This is a genomic window from Bacillus sp. FSL L8-0199, from assembly GCF_038005705.1.
GTDB lineage: Bacteria > Bacillota > Bacilli > Bacillales > Bacillaceae_G > Bacillus_A > Bacillus_A cereus.
Genome location: NZ_JBBOTS010000001.1, coordinates 3,304,994 through 3,321,440, shown reverse-complemented (window position 1 = coordinate 3,321,440; position 16,447 = coordinate 3,304,994). Strand labels below are relative to the sequence as shown.

Genomic DNA, 16,447 nt, shown 5'->3' with positions numbered 1-16,447 from the left:
TAGTTTCTTAAAATGAAAAATATGCTATTTTCATATGCGATGAATTGCAACTATTTGTATAAGGGATTCGAAAAATTTTTCGTTGTATATATTTCTCCAAATTAATTATTTAGCTATTTAAAAGTATTGAAAGATGTGTGTACACTAATGCATGTTTTTTAGTGTCAATAAAAATATTATGTCAACAATATGAGCTGTCACAAATCTTTATATATTATTGTGATGGAAATCACATCACTTTTTTTCAATGGGTATTATGCTTAAGGTGTAATGAATGATTGGGAGAGGGTGGGATGATATGTTTTGTTATCAATGTGAACAAACGCCAACAGGCGGATGTAAAGTAATGGGTGTGTGTGGCAAGAATGAAACGATTGCGAGTTTACAAGATACGATTGTGTTTGGGCTAAAAGGAATTGCAGCTTATCGCACACATGCTGCTCAGCTAGGGTATACGGATGCATTTGTAGATGCTACAACACAAGAAGCTTTATATATGACATTAACAAATTCTAACTTTAACGAACAAGAGCATATTGATATGGCTATGAAAGTGGGGAAATCAGCTTTACGGGTGATGGAATTATTAGATGAGGCACATACGAATCATTTTGGTGTGCCAGAGCCTGTACAAATTACACAAAATCGTGTAGAAGGTAAAGCAATTGTAGTTACGGGTCATAATTTATTTGCACTAGAAGAACTATTAAAGCAAACAGAAGGAAAAGACATTAATATTTATACACATTCTGAAATGCTACCAGCACACGGATATCCGCAGCTGAAAAAATATAAACATTTAAAAGGAAACATCGGTAAGGCATGGTATGATCAAAGACGCCTTTTTGAAAAATTTACTGGTGCCATATTAGCTACAACGAACTGTGTTATGCCAATTAAAGGATCGTACTCTGATCGATTCTTTTCATATGATATTGCAGGTTTAGAAGGTGTACAAAAAATTGAAAATGATGATTTTACACCATTGATTCAAAAAGCACTAGAACTTCCAGAAGTACATATGGAGTCGGATGAACAGTTAGTAACAGGGTTTCATCATAATACAGTATTATCATTAGCCCCAGAAATTATTGATGCAGTAAAAGAGGGGAAAATAAAGCGTTTCTTTGTTATCGCCGGTTGTGATGCACCGGGAAAAGGCGGAGTATATTATCGTGAATTAGCAACGTCACTTCCGCCAGAAACGGTTATTTTAACAACTTCTTGCGGGAAATTCCGCTTTAATGATGTGGATTACGGTGTTGTACCTGGTACGGAAATTCCGCGGTACATTGATTTAGGACAGTGTAATAATTCCATTTCTACAGTGAAAATAGCGGCTGCATTAGCTGATGCTTTCCAATGTGAAGTGAATGAATTGCCAGTAAGTATTGTGCTATCATGGTTTGAACAAAAAGCGGTTGCCATTTTACTCGGGCTATTTAGTCTTGGGATTCAAGATATTCGCATCGGTCCAAAGGTTCCTGAATTTATTTCACCTGGCGTGCTTGATGTATTACAAGAAACATTTGGTTTAAAACTAATTACAAATGCAGCAGAAGATATGGCTATGATGTTATCGTAACAAAAAATGATCTGTCTTATTAATAAGAAGAGCTAGCCATATTCATTAACTTTGGTATAGTATAGCGCCCCAAAATAAAAATGTAGAATTTTTGTTTTGGGGTATTTTCTTTTCTTAGTGGGATAGGTATGGGGCAAAATAAAAAAAGAAAATAGGCTGTATCGAATAGGTAATAGTTGATTTTAGAAAAATATAAAAATCGAGTTGACATTCATTGCTACTTAGTCATACAATGTACTTGTAATAAGCAATACTGAGTAGTGTTGTTTCTCAAAATATTTTCAGTAGACAATAGGTAATAGCGGATTTTAGAAAAAATTTGAAAATCAGTTGACATCTATCGCTACTTAGTCATACAATGTAGATGTAATAAGTGATACTGAATAGTATGAATTCAAAAAAACTACTCAGTAAAAAATTCGCCTTAGTACTCTGTAATACTGAATATAAGTCAGACAGAATAGGGGGTAAAGGAGGATCAGGACATGGAAAATTTAACTGAAATGCTGAAAGGTTCACTGGAAGGGTGTGTACTGGAAATCATTAGTCGCCGTGAAACGTATGGCTATGAGATTACCCGCCACCTGAATGATCTTGGGTTTACCGAAGTTGTGGAAGGTACGGTGTATACCATCCTTGTACGATTAGAGAAGAAAAAGCTTGTGAATATTGAAAAGAAACCATCAGATATGGGACCGCCTCGTAAGTTTTATTCATTAAATGAAGAAGGCCGCCAGGAGCTTGAATTGTTTTGGGAAAAATGGGATTTTGTATCGTCAAAAATTAACGTCTTGAAGTCAAAATAGGTTCATAAGATAAAATGTTCCGGCCGATACTTTGGGAATTTCTTGTTCGGTTTTAGAAAAAAGGAGGAAAATAAGATGTTAGAAATGTTTAAAAAGTTAATTGGTGATAAAAAAGAGTACAAAATGATGATGGCACGAGTTGAGGCTCTGCCAGAGGACTATCAGTTTGTATTTAAGAAAATTCAAAACTACATGTGGAATTTCTCAGCAGGTAACGGTATGGATATGTTACACATACAGTATGAATTAATCGATTTGTTTGAAGCTGGTGCAGCGGAAGGAAGACAAGTGCTTGACATTACTGGGGATGACGTGGCTTCCTTTGCTGACGAACTAGTGGCAAATGCTAAAACTTACGTCTCCAAGTATCGTGAAGATTTGAATGAAAGTATTATGAAGAAATTGAGAAAAAAATAAATGCAATAAGTAATACCGACTGATTAGCTGGTTACACAAATGAATTGCCATCATAGCTATTCAGTTATATTTTTAGCTCAGTACTAAGTGATACAGAATATCAGTGGTACTAAATAGATAGAGGTAAATAAATTATATTCGCAAAACATTTTTATAGGGAGGAAAAATGTATGAGTCATGCAGCGATTTCTGTAAAAGGCTTGAAAAAATCCTTTAAAGACAAGGAAGTTTTAAAAGGGATAGATTTTGAGGTGCAGCGTGGAGAAATTTTCGCGCTGCTAGGCTCAAATGGAGCGGGAAAGACGACAACGGTCAACATCCTTTCGACGCTAATGAAGCAAGATGGCGGTGAAGTAAGTATTTGCGGATTTGATGTACAGCGTCAACCAAATCATGTACGTCAAAGTATCAGTTTGACAGGGCAGTTCGCAGCTTTAGACGGTATGCTGACTGGGAGGGAAAACTTGATAATGATAGCTAGGCTACGTGGTGTTTCCAATCCCGCTCAAGTTGCTGACAATCTATTTGCAAGATTTAGCCTGACTGATGCGGCAAACCAAAGGGCAGATCAGTATTCAGGCGGGATGAAGCGCCGGCTTGATATCGCGATGAGTTTGATTGGGGCGCCAGCAGTTATTTTTCTTGACGAACCAACGACTGGACTCGATCCTGAAGCGCGAATTGAAGTGTGGGATACAGTCAAGGAACTTGCTGATAGTGGTACAACTATTTTGCTTACGACTCAGTACTTGGAGGAAGCAGAACAACTGGCAGACCGTATCGCTATTTTGCATGGCGGAAAAATTATTACGACAGGTACTCTTGCTGAACTAAAAGAGATGTTCCCACCGGCAAAAGTGGAGTATATCGAGAAGCAACCGACATTGGAAGAAATATTCCTTGCGATCATTGGCAAAAAGGAGGAGATGTAAATGAAAAGTAAAACAGGTGTATTACTAGGTCGTTTAATGCGTAACATTATGCGCAGCCCGGATACAATTATTACAGTAGCGATTACACCGATTATGATGATGCTATTATTTGTCTACGTGTTTGGAGGCGCAATAAAAACTGGAACGGAAAACTACGTTAATTATTTATTGCCGGGAATTTTGCTAATGGCTATCGCATCCGGTGTAGCTTACACTTCTGTGCGACTCTTTACGGATGTAAAGAGTGGGCTGATGGCACGTTTCATTACGATGCCTATTAAGCGCTCGTCGATATTGTGGGCTCACGTTTTAACCTCTCTTATTGCTAATGTACTTACTATCGTGGTGGTTATTCTTGTTGCACTCTTAATGGGTTTCCGTTCCAGTGCGAATATTCTAGATTGGCTCGCGGTAGCTGGGATACTTGGGATGTTTACGCTGGCGCTAACATGGTTGGCTATCATTCCAGGGCTGACGGCAAAGTCTATGGAAGGGGCGACTGCTTACTCGTACCCACTAGTTTTTCTTCCATTTATTAGTTCGGCCTTCGTTCCTACCGAAACGATGCCGAAAATTGTTCGTGCTTTTGCAGAGAATCAGCCTGTAACTTCAATCGTGAATGCAATTCGTGCTCTTTTATATGAAGGAACTGTTGGAAACGATATTTGGATTGCGCTCACTTGGTGCGTAGGTATAATGATTATTTCTTACTTTTTCGCTAGTAAAGCATTTAAACGTCAGCTAGGGTAAGTGAATGAAATCATCCGGAATAATATATTTTTTTGAAAAAGCACGGGAAGATTTTCCGTGCTTTAATAATTCATTCATACTTCGCTTAATTGTAGTAGTTTTAAAGTAAATAGGAGAATAATAAATCGAATACACATGCCTGGAAATATGGTATGTTAACACTTAACTAAAATGACTTGTTAATAAACAGAATATTCCGTGTAAATATAGAGGTTATCGTTGTGATGTGTTATATTTATACTTATAAGGTATATAATGTATAAATTAATCGTTTAGGGGATGAAAAAGGGAGAGGTTCAAATGAAATGGTATTTATATACTCTCAAAAACTATGCGAAATTTAGTGGGAGAGCTACGAGAAAAGAGTACTGGATTTTTACTTTATTTAATAAGGTTACGTTTTGGTCATTCATATATTTGGCCTCTTATTCTTCGTCTGCCTTTTACTTAAGAGCCAATATTACCTTGCTATATATAACAATTTTTATCGTTCCTACTCTGGCAGTGGAAGCTCGTCGATTACATGATAGTGGAAAAACAGGATGGTGGCAGCTATTAAATTTGGTGCCATTTGGAGGAGCGGTTCTACTTGTGTTTTGTATCATTGAAAGTGATGAAGGTGAGAATAAGTATGGACCAAATCCACATTCAAATCTTAAACAAGCAATTTAATGTGTTTATAGAAAACTCTAATATAAAAGGTATGAACTAAAAGTTAGTTCATACCTTTTTTGTTGTATTATTCATAGAAGCCTCGTTCAGTAGTGATTGCTTAAACTCAATATTTTGAGGTTTAACTGATCACTGCTTATGGGGAATATAAACATAATCGCTCTTGTAAATCTTTTAATATTTCTTCAGGCATTTCCCTAATTGTAATATCCTTCCCTAGAAAAAGCAGCCAATTTATTATTTCCGTCACTTCATCGGGATTGTTAACATTGATAAAAGTTTTTAAAATGGCTGTGGATTGGTAAGGATTAGTATAAGATATTGAAATTTTTAAAGGATGGTATTTTTTGAACTGGGCAATTGCTGTGGGACCAAGTTCAAGTACAAGGTTAATTGCTTCAGCCTTCTTACTTAGTTTTTCTAAAATCTTTTTCTTATTGAGCCTTTTATTCGTCGTGTATGGTTCAATATTGATGAGATCATCGACAGGAAACATTAACTTCTTTTCTTCTTTTAAGTCAAATCCTTCAATAATCCAATGGCTTTTTTCTTGATAAAGGTGTAATAGATAAATTGGATAAGACTTAATTTTTTCATCTTCTTTAATGGTAATCAATAAATGGTTATCCAAAAGAAGGATTTGAATGAGTTTTTCTAACATAGGATGGGGGAGATCAGAAAGCTCAAGTAGATCGGGATTATGAGGATTAGTTCCTTGGAACAGCAAGAGTTGATTTAAAAGAACAAGGTCATCCTGCTGGGTTTCTGAGATGAGTCCTAGTAGTTTTTCGGCTAAAGATTGACGACTCTTTAGGTAGGGAAGTTGTTGATTCCTCGTAGCCATAAAGGCAATAAAAAGAGCTTTCACTTCATTATCAGTAAAGCGAACAACGGGCAGTATAGAATTATGCATAACAAAATACCCACCCGTTCTCCCAACTTCAGCGACAAGTGGCATTCCCATAGCTTCAATTTCTCTAATGTCTCTAATAGCTGTCGATCGTGATATGTTAAATTCTCGTATGATTTCAGAAATTGTAAAGTGGGAGCGGTTGTTAATATATCGCATAATTGTATTAATCCGTTCAACTTTTTTCATTTTGGTCTCCTAAACAGTATCATTTTTTGACATGGTTTAAAGATATTATAAACGTATCAGATGAAAAGATAAATCGTTTGATTAATAAAAAAAGAGGCAGGTTTTGTATATGAAAAATTATACTATAGAAGAAAAAGATAGCTTTATTGTGTTAGGTATTGGAACTGAAATTAAGAGTGAGTACACAGACTTTGCTGGAATAAATAAAGAAAAGGAAGACTTTTGGTCGGCTGTTAAAGAGGATGGAAGGCTGGACACTTTAAAAGCTTTAGCGACAAATGAATACATTTTTTCTGTGAGCGAAGCGGTGAATAACAAAATGATGTATTATGCGGGTGTCATGACAGAAGCACAAATAGAAGAAGAATCTAGAGTGATTCAGTTTCCGAGGGGAGAATACTTAGTAGTAAAAGGGGAAGACAAAACAGCTGAAGAGTTAAGTAAAAAGTTGACTGGCATCGCCTTCGGTCAAGCTTTACCAGATGCAAATGAATTTGCTTATGTTGGTGGACCAAATACGACGGTTGAGATGGGGAAAAGAAACGGCTTAGTGTTTGGTGAAATGTGGATTCCAGTTGTAAGGAAGTAAAGTGATAAAAGATACGAATATGGGAAGTAGAGGCTAACAATCTTGGATTGTTGGCCTTCTTAACATGAATATAATATTCATATGTCTATTGTATTTTTTGCGGCAAGATTAAATAGCTTTTTTGTTACTTTACAATAAAGTATACTTAATATCAGTAATTCATATAATTAGGAGTGGTTTCTATATTTAGAGAAAATACAAAAAGGATACTTCTGTCATTAGTAACAAATCCAATACTAATAATTGTATACGGGATCTTTTGCTATGAGTTGGCCTTATACTGTAAGTACGGAAGAATGAATTATAATATTTACATTTTGTTATTATGTATAGTACTTTTTATATCCATAACTACATTTACTACAATGCGGGTGATAAAAAATAGAGAATATGAATCTAAAAAATTAACAAATTCAATAGCATGGAGATCCATTTCTATTATCATTATTGTTGCAATTACATCATTTTATGGGATGCAGATTTATAAAAGTGCAATAAATTACAATGGTAAATTGGCATGGTTTATAGAAAAGTTAAAACATGAAAGGTCAGTTAAACTTAAACATAATAATATATATAAGTCTGGAGTAGAAGGTATTTTTGAAGATATAAATAAAAAATATCCTTTGCCAAAGAAATTGTATATGGCAACTGATTTTGATCTTACATTTCATTCAGATGGAACAATCACAGCGTTTGATACATTTGTTTATGGGAAAAATGTTGATGGGAAAGAAGAAACTTATTTAATCTCTTATAATAAGAAGAAATCAGAAGATATTACTATAATACGAGACGGATACGCAAAGCCTGATTATAATGATGATAAATTAGTAGAACCTTTAATTAAAACGGTTAAGGCGATTCCAGTTAAGCAAACGGTTAGAAAATGGAATGAAAGTAAGTATGGGTTGATTTATTATGGGAAAAGAAATTGGGGATCCAATACAGAGGGAATTATTAATATTACTGAGGATGGTAAGGGGCAGAGTCTTAAAGAAGCATCTTCTGATATCATTGGATATACTGTATCTATATTTGTCCCTGGAAAAGAGAAAGAGCTAGTCCCTGCTAGATATAATTTAATAAGTGACGCAAGTTGGAGTAAATCAAAGACGCCTCCAAAAGAAGATATGCTTAAAGAGAAGAAACAACAAGATTTAAAGAATGAAAAAGAACAGTTTTTCCTATCGAAAGAAATTGGTTATAAACTAAATATGACAGATAAAGCATTAGGGAGCGCTTTTTATTCATTAAGCAAGACTAGTGATGAAGGGAAAACATGGGAGGTTATCAATCCAGACCCATTTAATGGGGGGATTGGTAGTGTATCAGGAATCACTTTTATAAATGATAAACTTGGGTTTTTAGGAGCAATTAGGCCTTCTGGTAATGAAGGAGAGTTATATCGTACAGATGATGGGGGAGTATCTTTCAAAAAGGTAGAATATCCGCCGCATGAAGTGAAATTAGATCATACACAGTCCACAATAAGTCCTTTTGATTCACCTAGTATGCCATATGAGAAAGATGGGGTTTTTAATATGTTAGTTGGACAAGGGGCAGATGGAGACTACAATGGCGATAGTAGTGCACTTTATCAATCAAAAGATAACGGAGAGACATGGGAATTTGTAGAAGAAGTGAAAAAGAAATAATCAAAATGTTTTTTGAAAAAATAAGGTAACTACTGAGCTATACATTTCATTTAGAAGTTTGGTAAGGAGTACAGTTCCAGCCATGAAGAGAAAAATGGATCTATACCTCGCTGCCTTTCTTTGTTTTATTTCTTATGCTTACTATCAACGCTATATTTATAGAAAGGTATTTTGGTGATATACAAAAGTGGATTCGAAATATTACATGTTGCTTTGCTTTATTCGTAGTAGTTTTAGTAGCTCTACGGATAGGTTACTTTTGACTCCAAAGATTGCTATTTTGTATGTATCACTTCTACCTCAATTTGAAGATCCAGAGAAGGGATCGTTGCTTTTTCAAGGTGCAGTTTTGGGGCTTACTGTACGTCTTGCTTTTGAACGTCGACAGTAAGAGCCTCTTTACCTTCAGTTTCTATAATATAACCTAATAAATATTAATATAAGTTATGTATAACAGATATTTACCTTATAAAATAAGGGAGGCATATTATGACTGAGACAAACGAATCTTTAGGAGTTAATTTGAAAAAAGATGTGAAGTTTTCTATTATAATTCCTGCACACAATGAAGAAAAGTACATTAGAAAATGTTTAGATTCAATTGCAAAGGCATCAGAGGCATATAAAGAGCAAACGGAAGTTATAGTTGTTTTAAATCGTTGCACAGATAAAACAGAGGAAATAGCAAAATCTTATAATTGTATTATATTGAAAAATAACGATAAAAACTTATCTAAAATTCGAAATGCAGGGGCTAAAATAGCCAGTGGAGAAATAATCGTTACTATAGACGCTGATACGATAATGACAGAGTCTATGTTGTCTAATGTAGATAAATATTTAGCTTCAGGTAAATACATTGGTGGTGGGGTGAATGGGAAGTTTGAAAGAATATCTTTAGGAATATTTCTCTCCGCAATGTTAATCATAATCCCTTTACTTTTTAAGTACGGAGCTATATCTGTAGGGATTTTTTGGTGCTATAGAAAAGACTTTATGGCAATCAATGGATTTAATGAAAACATGCTTATGGCAGAAGATGCAGATTTCGCAAAACGTTTAAAAGAGTGGGGAAAGAAAAATAATAAGAAATTCGGTACTATTAAAAATGGAATGATAACTTCATGCAGAAGATTTGATACATATGGAGACTGGACTTTATTTAAAAATCCAAAAGTAATTTTAGCTTATCTAAAAGGAAATGATAGAAAATACGCAGATAAGACATATTATGATAACCAAGAAAGATAAAAGTGAAGAAAAGCGGCAGAGGATAGCTAGTACTTTTTTTAGATATGATGAGAATCCAACTTAATTTAATAGATACTATAAGAAAACCATCAATTTGATTACCCTTTTTCAAATTGATGGTTTTTATTTTTGAAATAAATATGTATTTTTTTATAAAAATATTTTTTGACCCCCATAAAAATTTGTACTCCTCCGAATATGTATAGTGGAAAAAATAAATAGAAGAAAAATGACTATGAAAGAATATAGAAGTATTAATAAAATTACTAGATTAAGTGGGCATCCAAAGTAAAAGGATGAAATTACCAATTATATAGAGGAGAGTTATTCAAGGATTGCAGATAAAATAGAAAAAGAATAAGCAAAACGAACGGTAGAAAATAAGAAAGTAGATAAAAATACAAACTTAACTTTAGTGCCGAGAGAAAAGGAAAAATCATTAAGAAAACGTTAGACTCTAAAAATATAACTAACAGCAAGAAAACAAGACCGAAGAAAAGTACCAAGAAAATCTGGTTAAATGGTCACTTGTGTAGTGACCATTTTGCTATTTGAAGGAGGCTGGGAGATTACAAGTGTTGAGTTTAGTAATGAAGATCTTAAGAAAACCGAAAATAGAAGATATCGTATGTAACATACAAAACAACGAAGAAGATAAAGAAGCATTTATCGTACAGTATCAGCCTTTTATTAGAAAATCAATCTCATCTGTCTGCCGCCGATATATTACAGAACAGGATGATGAATATAGCATTGGATTGTTTGCGTTTAACGAAGCAATTGAACAGTATTCCTATACAAAAGGAAAATCCTTTTTAGCGTTTGCTGATCTTCTTATAAAAAGAGATGTAATTGACTATATACGTAAGGAGTCTAAACATAACTTTGTCTTTTTAAAAGAAGATGAGCAAGAGGAAATGTTAGAAATGCAAGTGTCGCTTACGGAGTATATGAAAGAGATGGAAAATAGTAACCGTAAGGAGGAAATTCTTCATTTTCAAAGTGTGCTAGCTGAGTTTAAAATCACATTCTCAGAGCTTGCTAAAGAATCTCCTAAGCATCGTGATACGCGTGAGCACTTAATAGAAATTGTGAAAATTATTATAAAAGAAGAGGAAATGATGGAAGAGCTGTTCCGAAAGAAAAAGTTACCACTTAAACATATTGAACCGCGTGTTAGGGTAAGTCGCAAAACATTGGAGCGTCATAGAAAATATATCATTGCAATGTGTATTATCTTTGCAAACAACTATACATACATTCTTGATTATATAAAGGGGGGGAAAGCATGATGAATAAAGGAATTGTGATGGATATAAAAAAGCATAGCGTAGTTGTTTTAACACCAAATGGAGAGTTTATTACGTGTAAAAGAAAAGGGGATTCTTGCATAATCGGGGAGGAAATCTCATTTGATGAGCAAGAACAAAAAGTATCGTATTTTTCGATCCCTTCCTTTTTAAAGCCTGCATCAATACTTGTTGCTTGTTTTCTATTTGCAGTGCTGTTTTTCTACAACCAACCAGAAGAAAAAGTATTTGCTTACGTCTCAGTTGATATAAATCCAAGTTTAGAGGTGAGCGTAACAAAGGATTTTCGTGTTATAGATTTGCAGGCTTGTAATGATGATGGAAGGCGTATTTTAAAAGAATTGAAGCAATGGGAAAATAAACAATTGCAAGAAGTAATACGTACTATTATAAAGCAAAGTCAAGAGGATAAGTATTTAACGAATGATAAGCAAGTTATGCTAACAGCAGTTGCAAAGGACAAGGCACTAGAACCACTTTTGGAAAAGGAAATGAAAGAATTAAAGAAAGAATATGAGCTAAAACATATTACAGTTGAATATCAAAGTAGCACAATGCAAGTAAGAGAGAATGCTAGAAAAGCTGGAATTGGCACAGGTGTCTACATAAAGCAAGAGAATGAGAAGAACAAATCACTTACGCCTCCTGCCAACCCGTCTAATCCGGTGGAAAACGAAGAAGAGGTGCAATCACAGCCGGAGCCATCTCATGATACATCACTGGATTTGTCTCCTGTAAAAGAAAAAAAATATGAAAAGCAAGAGCAGAAAGAACAAAAGAAAACAGAGGAACAGCCATCCAAGCAAATAAAAGAAAACAATGGAAGAGGATCTCAGCAAGAAAATAGAGGGAATCAACAAGAGAATAACAGTAGAGAAGCTCAACAAGGAAATAATGGGAATCAGCAAGTGAACAACGGAAGAGGATCTCAACAAGGGAATAATGGAAATGGGCAAGTGAACAACGGAAGAGGATCTCAACAAGGGAATAATGGAAATGGGCAAGTGAACAACGGAAGAGGATCTCAACAAGGGAATAATGGAAATGAGCAAGTGAACAACGGAAGAGGATCTCAACAAGGGAATAATGGAAATGAGCAAGGGAACAATGGAAGAGGGTCTCAACAAGGGAATAATGGAAATGGGCAAGGGAACAATGGAAGAAATCCTCAACAAGGAAATAATGGGAATCAGCAAGGGAACAATGGAAGAGGATCCCAGAAAGAAAATGACGGAAACGAGCAAGGGAACAATGGTAGGGGGTCTCAACAAGAAAATAGAGGCCACCAGCAAGGGAATGAAAAGAAGAATCAATAGAATATGGAAGTGAGAGATTCATTTCAAAGCTAAAAGGATTTATTCCGCTATTTGCTGGGCAGCCCGATTGGTGAGGGCTGATGATTAGTGGGGGATGAACAAAACCCCCACTGATTAAAGTTGCACTTTATTATTCTATAGTTTTATTAAGAAGGAGTATGTGAAAAATATAATGGAGAAAAACATTCAACAAGAGAAAGATAAAGAAAAACCTGTTTTTTATGATCCGAAAGGAAGGAGAAACATAGCCTTTATTTGGTTTCTATGTATCTCAATAGTTAGTGTAAGTGTTGTATTTTATTTTTTCTTTCAAAGTATTTTTTCAACACCAGAAATTCCAAATATGAATACCGCTGTACAACAAGATACGAAACTGGTACCAATTAATCAAAAACTTAGTGATCAGCAGTTAAAGGAGGAAGCATTTAACCCAAATACCGAAACGAAGGATAATAAAAATTTGGTGAATCCGCCGAAGGATAGTAAACATCCTAAAGAAGTGTATGGTTTTTATGTAAACTGGGATGAAAATAGTACCGCTTCTTTAAAAGAAAATATCGATTCATTAACCACGTTAGTACCAGAATGGTATCATTTAAAAGAAGATTTAACGATTAGAAGTGAGATAAAACCTGAGATTGTAAAACTAGCAAAAAAAAATCATGTGAAGATTATGCCGTTACTTACTAACTATACAGAAAAAGCTTCTGGCCCTGATAGTGAGCTTATCCATAAGTTACTGAATTCGCCGAATGATGTGAAGACGAAATTTATTAATAATTTAGTAAGCGAAGTTAAAAAGAGTCAGTTTTCAGGTATTAATATTGACTTTGAGTCCGTACCTGAAAGTGATAAAGAAAACTTAACAAATTTTATGAAAGAACTTACTACGGCCTTTCATAAACATGATTTGCTCGTCACACAAGATGTTCCAGCTAATGATAAGGCTTTTGATTATAGTGCATTAGGAAAAATAATAGATCGTATGATTGTAATGATGTACGATGAGCACTATGGAGCCGGGGAACCAGGACCAATTGCTTCAAATAAATGGTTCCAACATACATTAAAAGAACTGAATATTCCGTCTGATAAACTTATAGTTGCTTTCGGTAACTATGGATACGATTGGGAAGTAAATAGTAAAGAAGCTGCAAAGTCTATGACTTTCTCAGAAGTTATGGCAATGGCTCATGATTCAAATATAAAAATTCAATGGGATAAGATGAGTGGAAATCCGTATTTTAGATATAAAACAGGAGAGAAAGAACATACTGCTTGGTTCTTAGACGGTGTTACTCTTTATAATCAAGTGAAAATCGCAATGGACAATAATGCAAAGGGGTTTGCGCTATGGAGATTAGGAGCAGAAGATCCTACAATATGGAAAGTTTTAAAAAATCCTATTGAGGTACAAAAAAATCCTAATGTATTACATAAAATCAGTAGTTTAGATGAAGTGAATTATTCTGGACAAGGTGAAATTTTACAGATTGAGAATGAAAGAAAAAATGGATTGAGAGATTTTAAAGTAGGCAAAGATGGTTATATTACAGATGAAGTATATCAATCCTTACCATCTGCATATGAAGTGCAACGATATGGAAAACCAAATGAGAAACAAGTAGTATTAACATTTGATGATGGACCAGACCCGAAATATACGCCAGAAATTTTAGATATATTAAAAGAGAATCAAATAAAAGCTGCTTTTTTTGTACTTGGTGAAAACGCGCAACTAAATACTAGTATTGTAAAAAGAATATACGATGAAGGGCATGAAATTGGCAATCATACTTTCAAGCATCCTAACGTCGCTGATACGTCTTTACTACGAACAAAATTAGAACTTAATACGACGCAACGTTTAATTCAGGAAATAACTGGACATTCTACGGTTTTATTTAGACCGCCATATGAAGCCGATGCTAACCCAGATTCATCAAATGAAATATTGCCTATTTTGCGTGCACAAAATATGAACTATACAATGGTGGCGGAAAAAGTTGATCCTGAAGACTGGGCAACACCATCAACGAATGAATTAGTAAAGCGTGCTCTTACTCCCATTTATAAGGGAGAGGGAAATATTGTTCTTCTCCATGATGCGGGAGGGAATCGTGCCCATACGGTAGAAGCGCTTCCCATTATTATTAAAGAACTTAAAAAAAATGGATATAGTTTTGTAACAATTTCAGATTTAATGAATAAAGAACGAGATGAAATTATGCCTCCTGTTTCTTCTGAGGGGAAGCAATATTTACTTTACAATAAAGCTGTCTTTTCAGGGGCAGGATACTTTAAGCATATATTAACAACTATTTTTTATATTGCTATTGGATTAGGGATTTTTCGATTTTTATTCTTAATTTATTTTGCATGGAAGCAGAAAAGAAAAACGTTATCTCGCTATATTAATTCGTCCTATCAACCTTTTGTTAGTGTTGTCATAGCAGCATATAATGAAGAAAAGGTGATAGCCAAGACAATTCACTCAATTTTGGATAGTAATTATAGAGAATTTGAAGTTATTGTTGTGGATGACGGATCGACAGATGGTACGTCAAAAGTAATGAAAGAAACATTTTATAAACACCCTAAAGTTCGTTTCATTCAGAAAGAAAACGGCGGGAAATCATCGGCAATGAACCTAGGGTTTCAACAATCGCGAGGAGAAATAATTGTCACTTTAGATGCGGATACTATTATTGCGCAAGACGCCATTTCTCTAATGGTTAGACACTTTGAAGATCAGAATGTAGCTGCAGTTTCAGGTAATGTCAAAGTGGGGAATAGACGGAATTTGTTAACTACTTGGCAACATGTTGAGTACATTACAGGGTTTAATTTAGAACGTAGAGCTTTTGATGAGTTAAATTGTATTACAGTAGTTCCAGGAGCTATTGGGGCGTGGCGCAAAAAGAATGTAGTTGAATCTGGATATTTAAGCGAAGATACGTTAGCAGAAGATACGGATCTTACTATTACATTTTTACGTCAAGGGCATAGAATTGTATATGAAGAAAAAGCTCATGCTTTTACGGAATCACCTGAAGATGTGAAAAGTCTCATTAAACAGCGGTATCGTTGGTCATATGGTACACTTCAATGTCTTTGGAAACATCGAAAAGCGTTATGTAATCCAAAGCATAAAACATTAGGATTTATTGCACTGCCTAATATGTGGTTATTCCAATATGTGCTGCAATTCATTGCTCCTTTTGCAGATATATTAATGATTATAGGAATATTTAGTAGTAATCCGCTAAAAGTTTTAGGATTTTATCTTGTATTCTTTTTAATGGATCTTCTCGCTTCTCTGTTCGCATTTAAATTAGAGGAAGAGAACCCAAAACCATTGGCATGGTTAATTTTACAACGTTTTATTTATCGTCAATTTATGACTTATGTTGTCATTAAATCTATATTCTCATCGCTTCGAGGAGTAGCGGTAGGGTGGAATAAACTAAAGAGACTGGGGAGTGTTAAACATTCCACGGAACATAAGGAGGCATCATAAAAGGGCAGACTATCTGCTCTTTTTTTCATTGGTTTTAGTTAGTTGAATGTAGAGGTGTAGTATAAAAACTGCTGCTTCTATAATGAGATTCCTATTCATCATTAATGGTGAGACATTATGTTAAGCTAATCCTTTAGTTTCGGATTAAAGTTTTTTTATATTTTTTTTCAATGACGGACACAAAAACGCATATACCTTCGAATTATATATATGGATAACATAAATATGTATATAAAAGGGGAGAAATAAGATGAAAGAAAAAAAAGAAATGTTTCAAGAAATCGCTGAGGTGTTAAAGGTATTGGCGCATCCAGTTCGTCTATCTTTAGTAAAAATAATGCTTGCAAAAGGTCCTACTAATGTAACAACAATGTATGGGGATTTACAAATGCCTCAAAGTACAATTAGTCAACATTTATCTAAATTAAAAGCTGCTAAAATGGTTACAGGTACTCGGAAAGGATTAGAAATTTATTATGAGGTAACTGACAATCGCACAAAATCAATATTAGCATGTTTAGTTTAAATGATGATTTCTATTT

At 34.5% G+C, this 16,447-nt stretch carries 13 protein-coding genes and 3 pseudogenes; 15 read left to right on the top strand and 1 reads right to left on the bottom strand.

The genetic code is table 11. The features are described 5' to 3' along the window. Positions 1–298 precede the first annotated feature (298 nt). From hcp to NST86_RS17230, 6 genes are all read left to right on the top strand, one after another. Entirely contained in the window at positions 299–1,585 is a 1,287-nt protein-coding gene (gene hcp / locus NST86_RS17255) for a hydroxylamine reductase (RefSeq protein ID WP_061663930.1), read from the top strand. Positions 1,586–2,070: 485 nt separating this feature from the next. Continuing rightward, positions 2,071–2,391: a PadR family transcriptional regulator gene (locus NST86_RS17250; protein ID WP_000429487.1), complete on the top strand. Its 321-nt coding sequence runs from the start codon at positions 2,071–2,073 to the stop codon at positions 2,389–2,391. A 75-nt stretch (positions 2,392–2,466) separates the two neighbouring features. Beyond that, positions 2,467–2,808, top strand: a complete 342-nt coding sequence (locus NST86_RS17245) for a DUF1048 domain-containing protein (protein WP_000891986.1) — start codon at positions 2,467–2,469, stop codon at positions 2,806–2,808. Between the two features lie 170 nt (positions 2,809–2,978). After that, entirely contained in the window at positions 2,979–3,740 is a 762-nt protein-coding gene (locus NST86_RS17240) for an ABC transporter ATP-binding protein (RefSeq protein ID WP_086423494.1), read from the top strand. Continuing rightward, a complete protein-coding gene (locus NST86_RS17235) occupies positions 3,741–4,490 on the top strand; it encodes an ABC transporter permease (protein ID WP_000837812.1) in 750 nt (249 codons plus the stop codon). It begins immediately after the preceding gene. A gap of 300 nt (positions 4,491–4,790) precedes the next feature. Continuing rightward, positions 4,791–5,162, top strand: coding sequence for a DUF805 domain-containing protein (locus NST86_RS17230; protein ID WP_000872433.1), 372 nt, complete (start codon positions 4,791–4,793; stop codon positions 5,160–5,162). Between the two features lie 136 nt (positions 5,163–5,298). Here NST86_RS17230 and NST86_RS17225 read toward each other — a convergent pair whose 3' ends face one another. Further along, complete coding sequence (locus tag NST86_RS17225; protein WP_016118356.1) at positions 5,299–6,261, bottom strand: helix-turn-helix transcriptional regulator; 963 nt, start codon at positions 6,259–6,261, stop codon at positions 5,299–5,301. Between the two features lie 109 nt (positions 6,262–6,370). Between NST86_RS17225 and NST86_RS17220 the strand changes: the two genes are divergently transcribed. The 9 genes and pseudogenes from NST86_RS17220 to NST86_RS17180 all read left to right on the top strand — a co-directional run bounded on the left by NST86_RS17220 (position 6,371) and on the right by NST86_RS17180 (position 16,431). Beyond that, positions 6,371–6,850 carry a GyrI-like domain-containing protein gene (locus tag NST86_RS17220; protein WP_033694178.1) on the top strand — a complete coding sequence of 160 codons (480 nt, stop codon included), beginning with the start codon at positions 6,371–6,373 and terminating at the stop codon, positions 6,848–6,850. A 173-nt stretch (positions 6,851–7,023) separates the two neighbouring features. Then, a complete protein-coding gene (locus NST86_RS17215) occupies positions 7,024–8,508 on the top strand; it encodes a WD40/YVTN/BNR-like repeat-containing protein (RefSeq protein ID WP_080119278.1) in 1,485 nt (494 codons plus the stop codon). Between the two features lie 107 nt (positions 8,509–8,615). After that, positions 8,616–8,771, top strand: a pseudogene (locus NST86_RS17210) (DUF3963 domain-containing protein); the annotation flags it as partial. After that, a pseudogene (locus NST86_RS17205) lies at positions 8,765–8,869 on the top strand (LysE family translocator); the annotation flags it as partial. The pseudogenes NST86_RS17210 and NST86_RS17205, both read left to right, overlap by 7 nt. 128 nt (positions 8,870–8,997) lie before the next feature. Next, a complete protein-coding gene (locus NST86_RS17200; protein WP_016118353.1) occupies positions 8,998–9,759 on the top strand; it encodes a glycosyltransferase in 762 nt (253 codons plus the stop codon). Positions 9,760–10,334: 575 nt separating this feature from the next. Beyond that, positions 10,335–11,058, top strand: a pseudogene (gene sigI, locus NST86_RS17195) (RNA polymerase sigma factor SigI). Continuing rightward, the gene (locus NST86_RS17190; protein ID WP_086423496.1) at positions 11,048–12,385 is read left to right on the top strand and encodes an anti-sigma factor domain-containing protein; all 1,338 of its coding nucleotides are present in this window, start codon (positions 11,048–11,050) and stop codon (positions 12,383–12,385) included. The pseudogene sigI and the gene NST86_RS17190 overlap by 11 nt, the downstream one beginning before the upstream one ends. Before the next feature lie 172 nt (positions 12,386–12,557). Further along, positions 12,558–15,905, top strand: coding sequence for a glycosyltransferase (locus NST86_RS17185; protein ID WP_086423497.1), 3,348 nt, complete (start codon positions 12,558–12,560; stop codon positions 15,903–15,905). Positions 15,906–16,155: 250 nt separating this feature from the next. Beyond that, positions 16,156–16,431 carry an ArsR/SmtB family transcription factor gene (locus NST86_RS17180; protein WP_000660066.1) on the top strand — a complete coding sequence of 92 codons (276 nt, stop codon included), beginning with the start codon at positions 16,156–16,158 and terminating at the stop codon, positions 16,429–16,431. The last annotated feature ends 16 nt before the right edge of the window (positions 16,432–16,447 follow it).

Excerpts from the sequence above, each read along its gene's own strand:
- hcp (WP_061663930.1), top strand. The coding sequence starts at position 299 with ATGTTTTGTTATCAATGTGAACAAACGCCAACAGGCGGATGTAAAGTA.
- NST86_RS17250 (WP_000429487.1), top strand. The coding sequence starts at position 2,071 with ATGGAAAATTTAACTGAAATGCTGAAAGGTTCACTGGAAGGGTGTGTA.
- NST86_RS17245 (WP_000891986.1), top strand. The coding sequence starts at position 2,467 with ATGTTAGAAATGTTTAAAAAGTTAATTGGTGATAAAAAAGAGTACAAA.
- NST86_RS17240 (WP_086423494.1), top strand. The coding sequence starts at position 2,979 with ATGAGTCATGCAGCGATTTCTGTAAAAGGCTTGAAAAAATCCTTTAAA.
- NST86_RS17235 (WP_000837812.1), top strand. The coding sequence starts at position 3,741 with ATGAAAAGTAAAACAGGTGTATTACTAGGTCGTTTAATGCGTAACATT.
- NST86_RS17230 (WP_000872433.1), top strand. The coding sequence starts at position 4,791 with ATGAAATGGTATTTATATACTCTCAAAAACTATGCGAAATTTAGTGGG.
- NST86_RS17225 (WP_016118356.1), bottom strand. The coding sequence starts at position 6,261 with ATGAAAAAAGTTGAACGGATTAATACAATTATGCGATATATTAACAAC.
- NST86_RS17220 (WP_033694178.1), top strand. The coding sequence starts at position 6,371 with ATGAAAAATTATACTATAGAAGAAAAAGATAGCTTTATTGTGTTAGGT.
- NST86_RS17200 (WP_016118353.1), top strand. The coding sequence starts at position 8,998 with ATGACTGAGACAAACGAATCTTTAGGAGTTAATTTGAAAAAAGATGTG.
- NST86_RS17190 (WP_086423496.1), top strand. The coding sequence starts at position 11,048 with ATGATGAATAAAGGAATTGTGATGGATATAAAAAAGCATAGCGTAGTT.
- NST86_RS17185 (WP_086423497.1), top strand. The coding sequence starts at position 12,558 with ATGGAGAAAAACATTCAACAAGAGAAAGATAAAGAAAAACCTGTTTTT.
- NST86_RS17180 (WP_000660066.1), top strand. The coding sequence starts at position 16,156 with ATGAAAGAAAAAAAAGAAATGTTTCAAGAAATCGCTGAGGTGTTAAAG.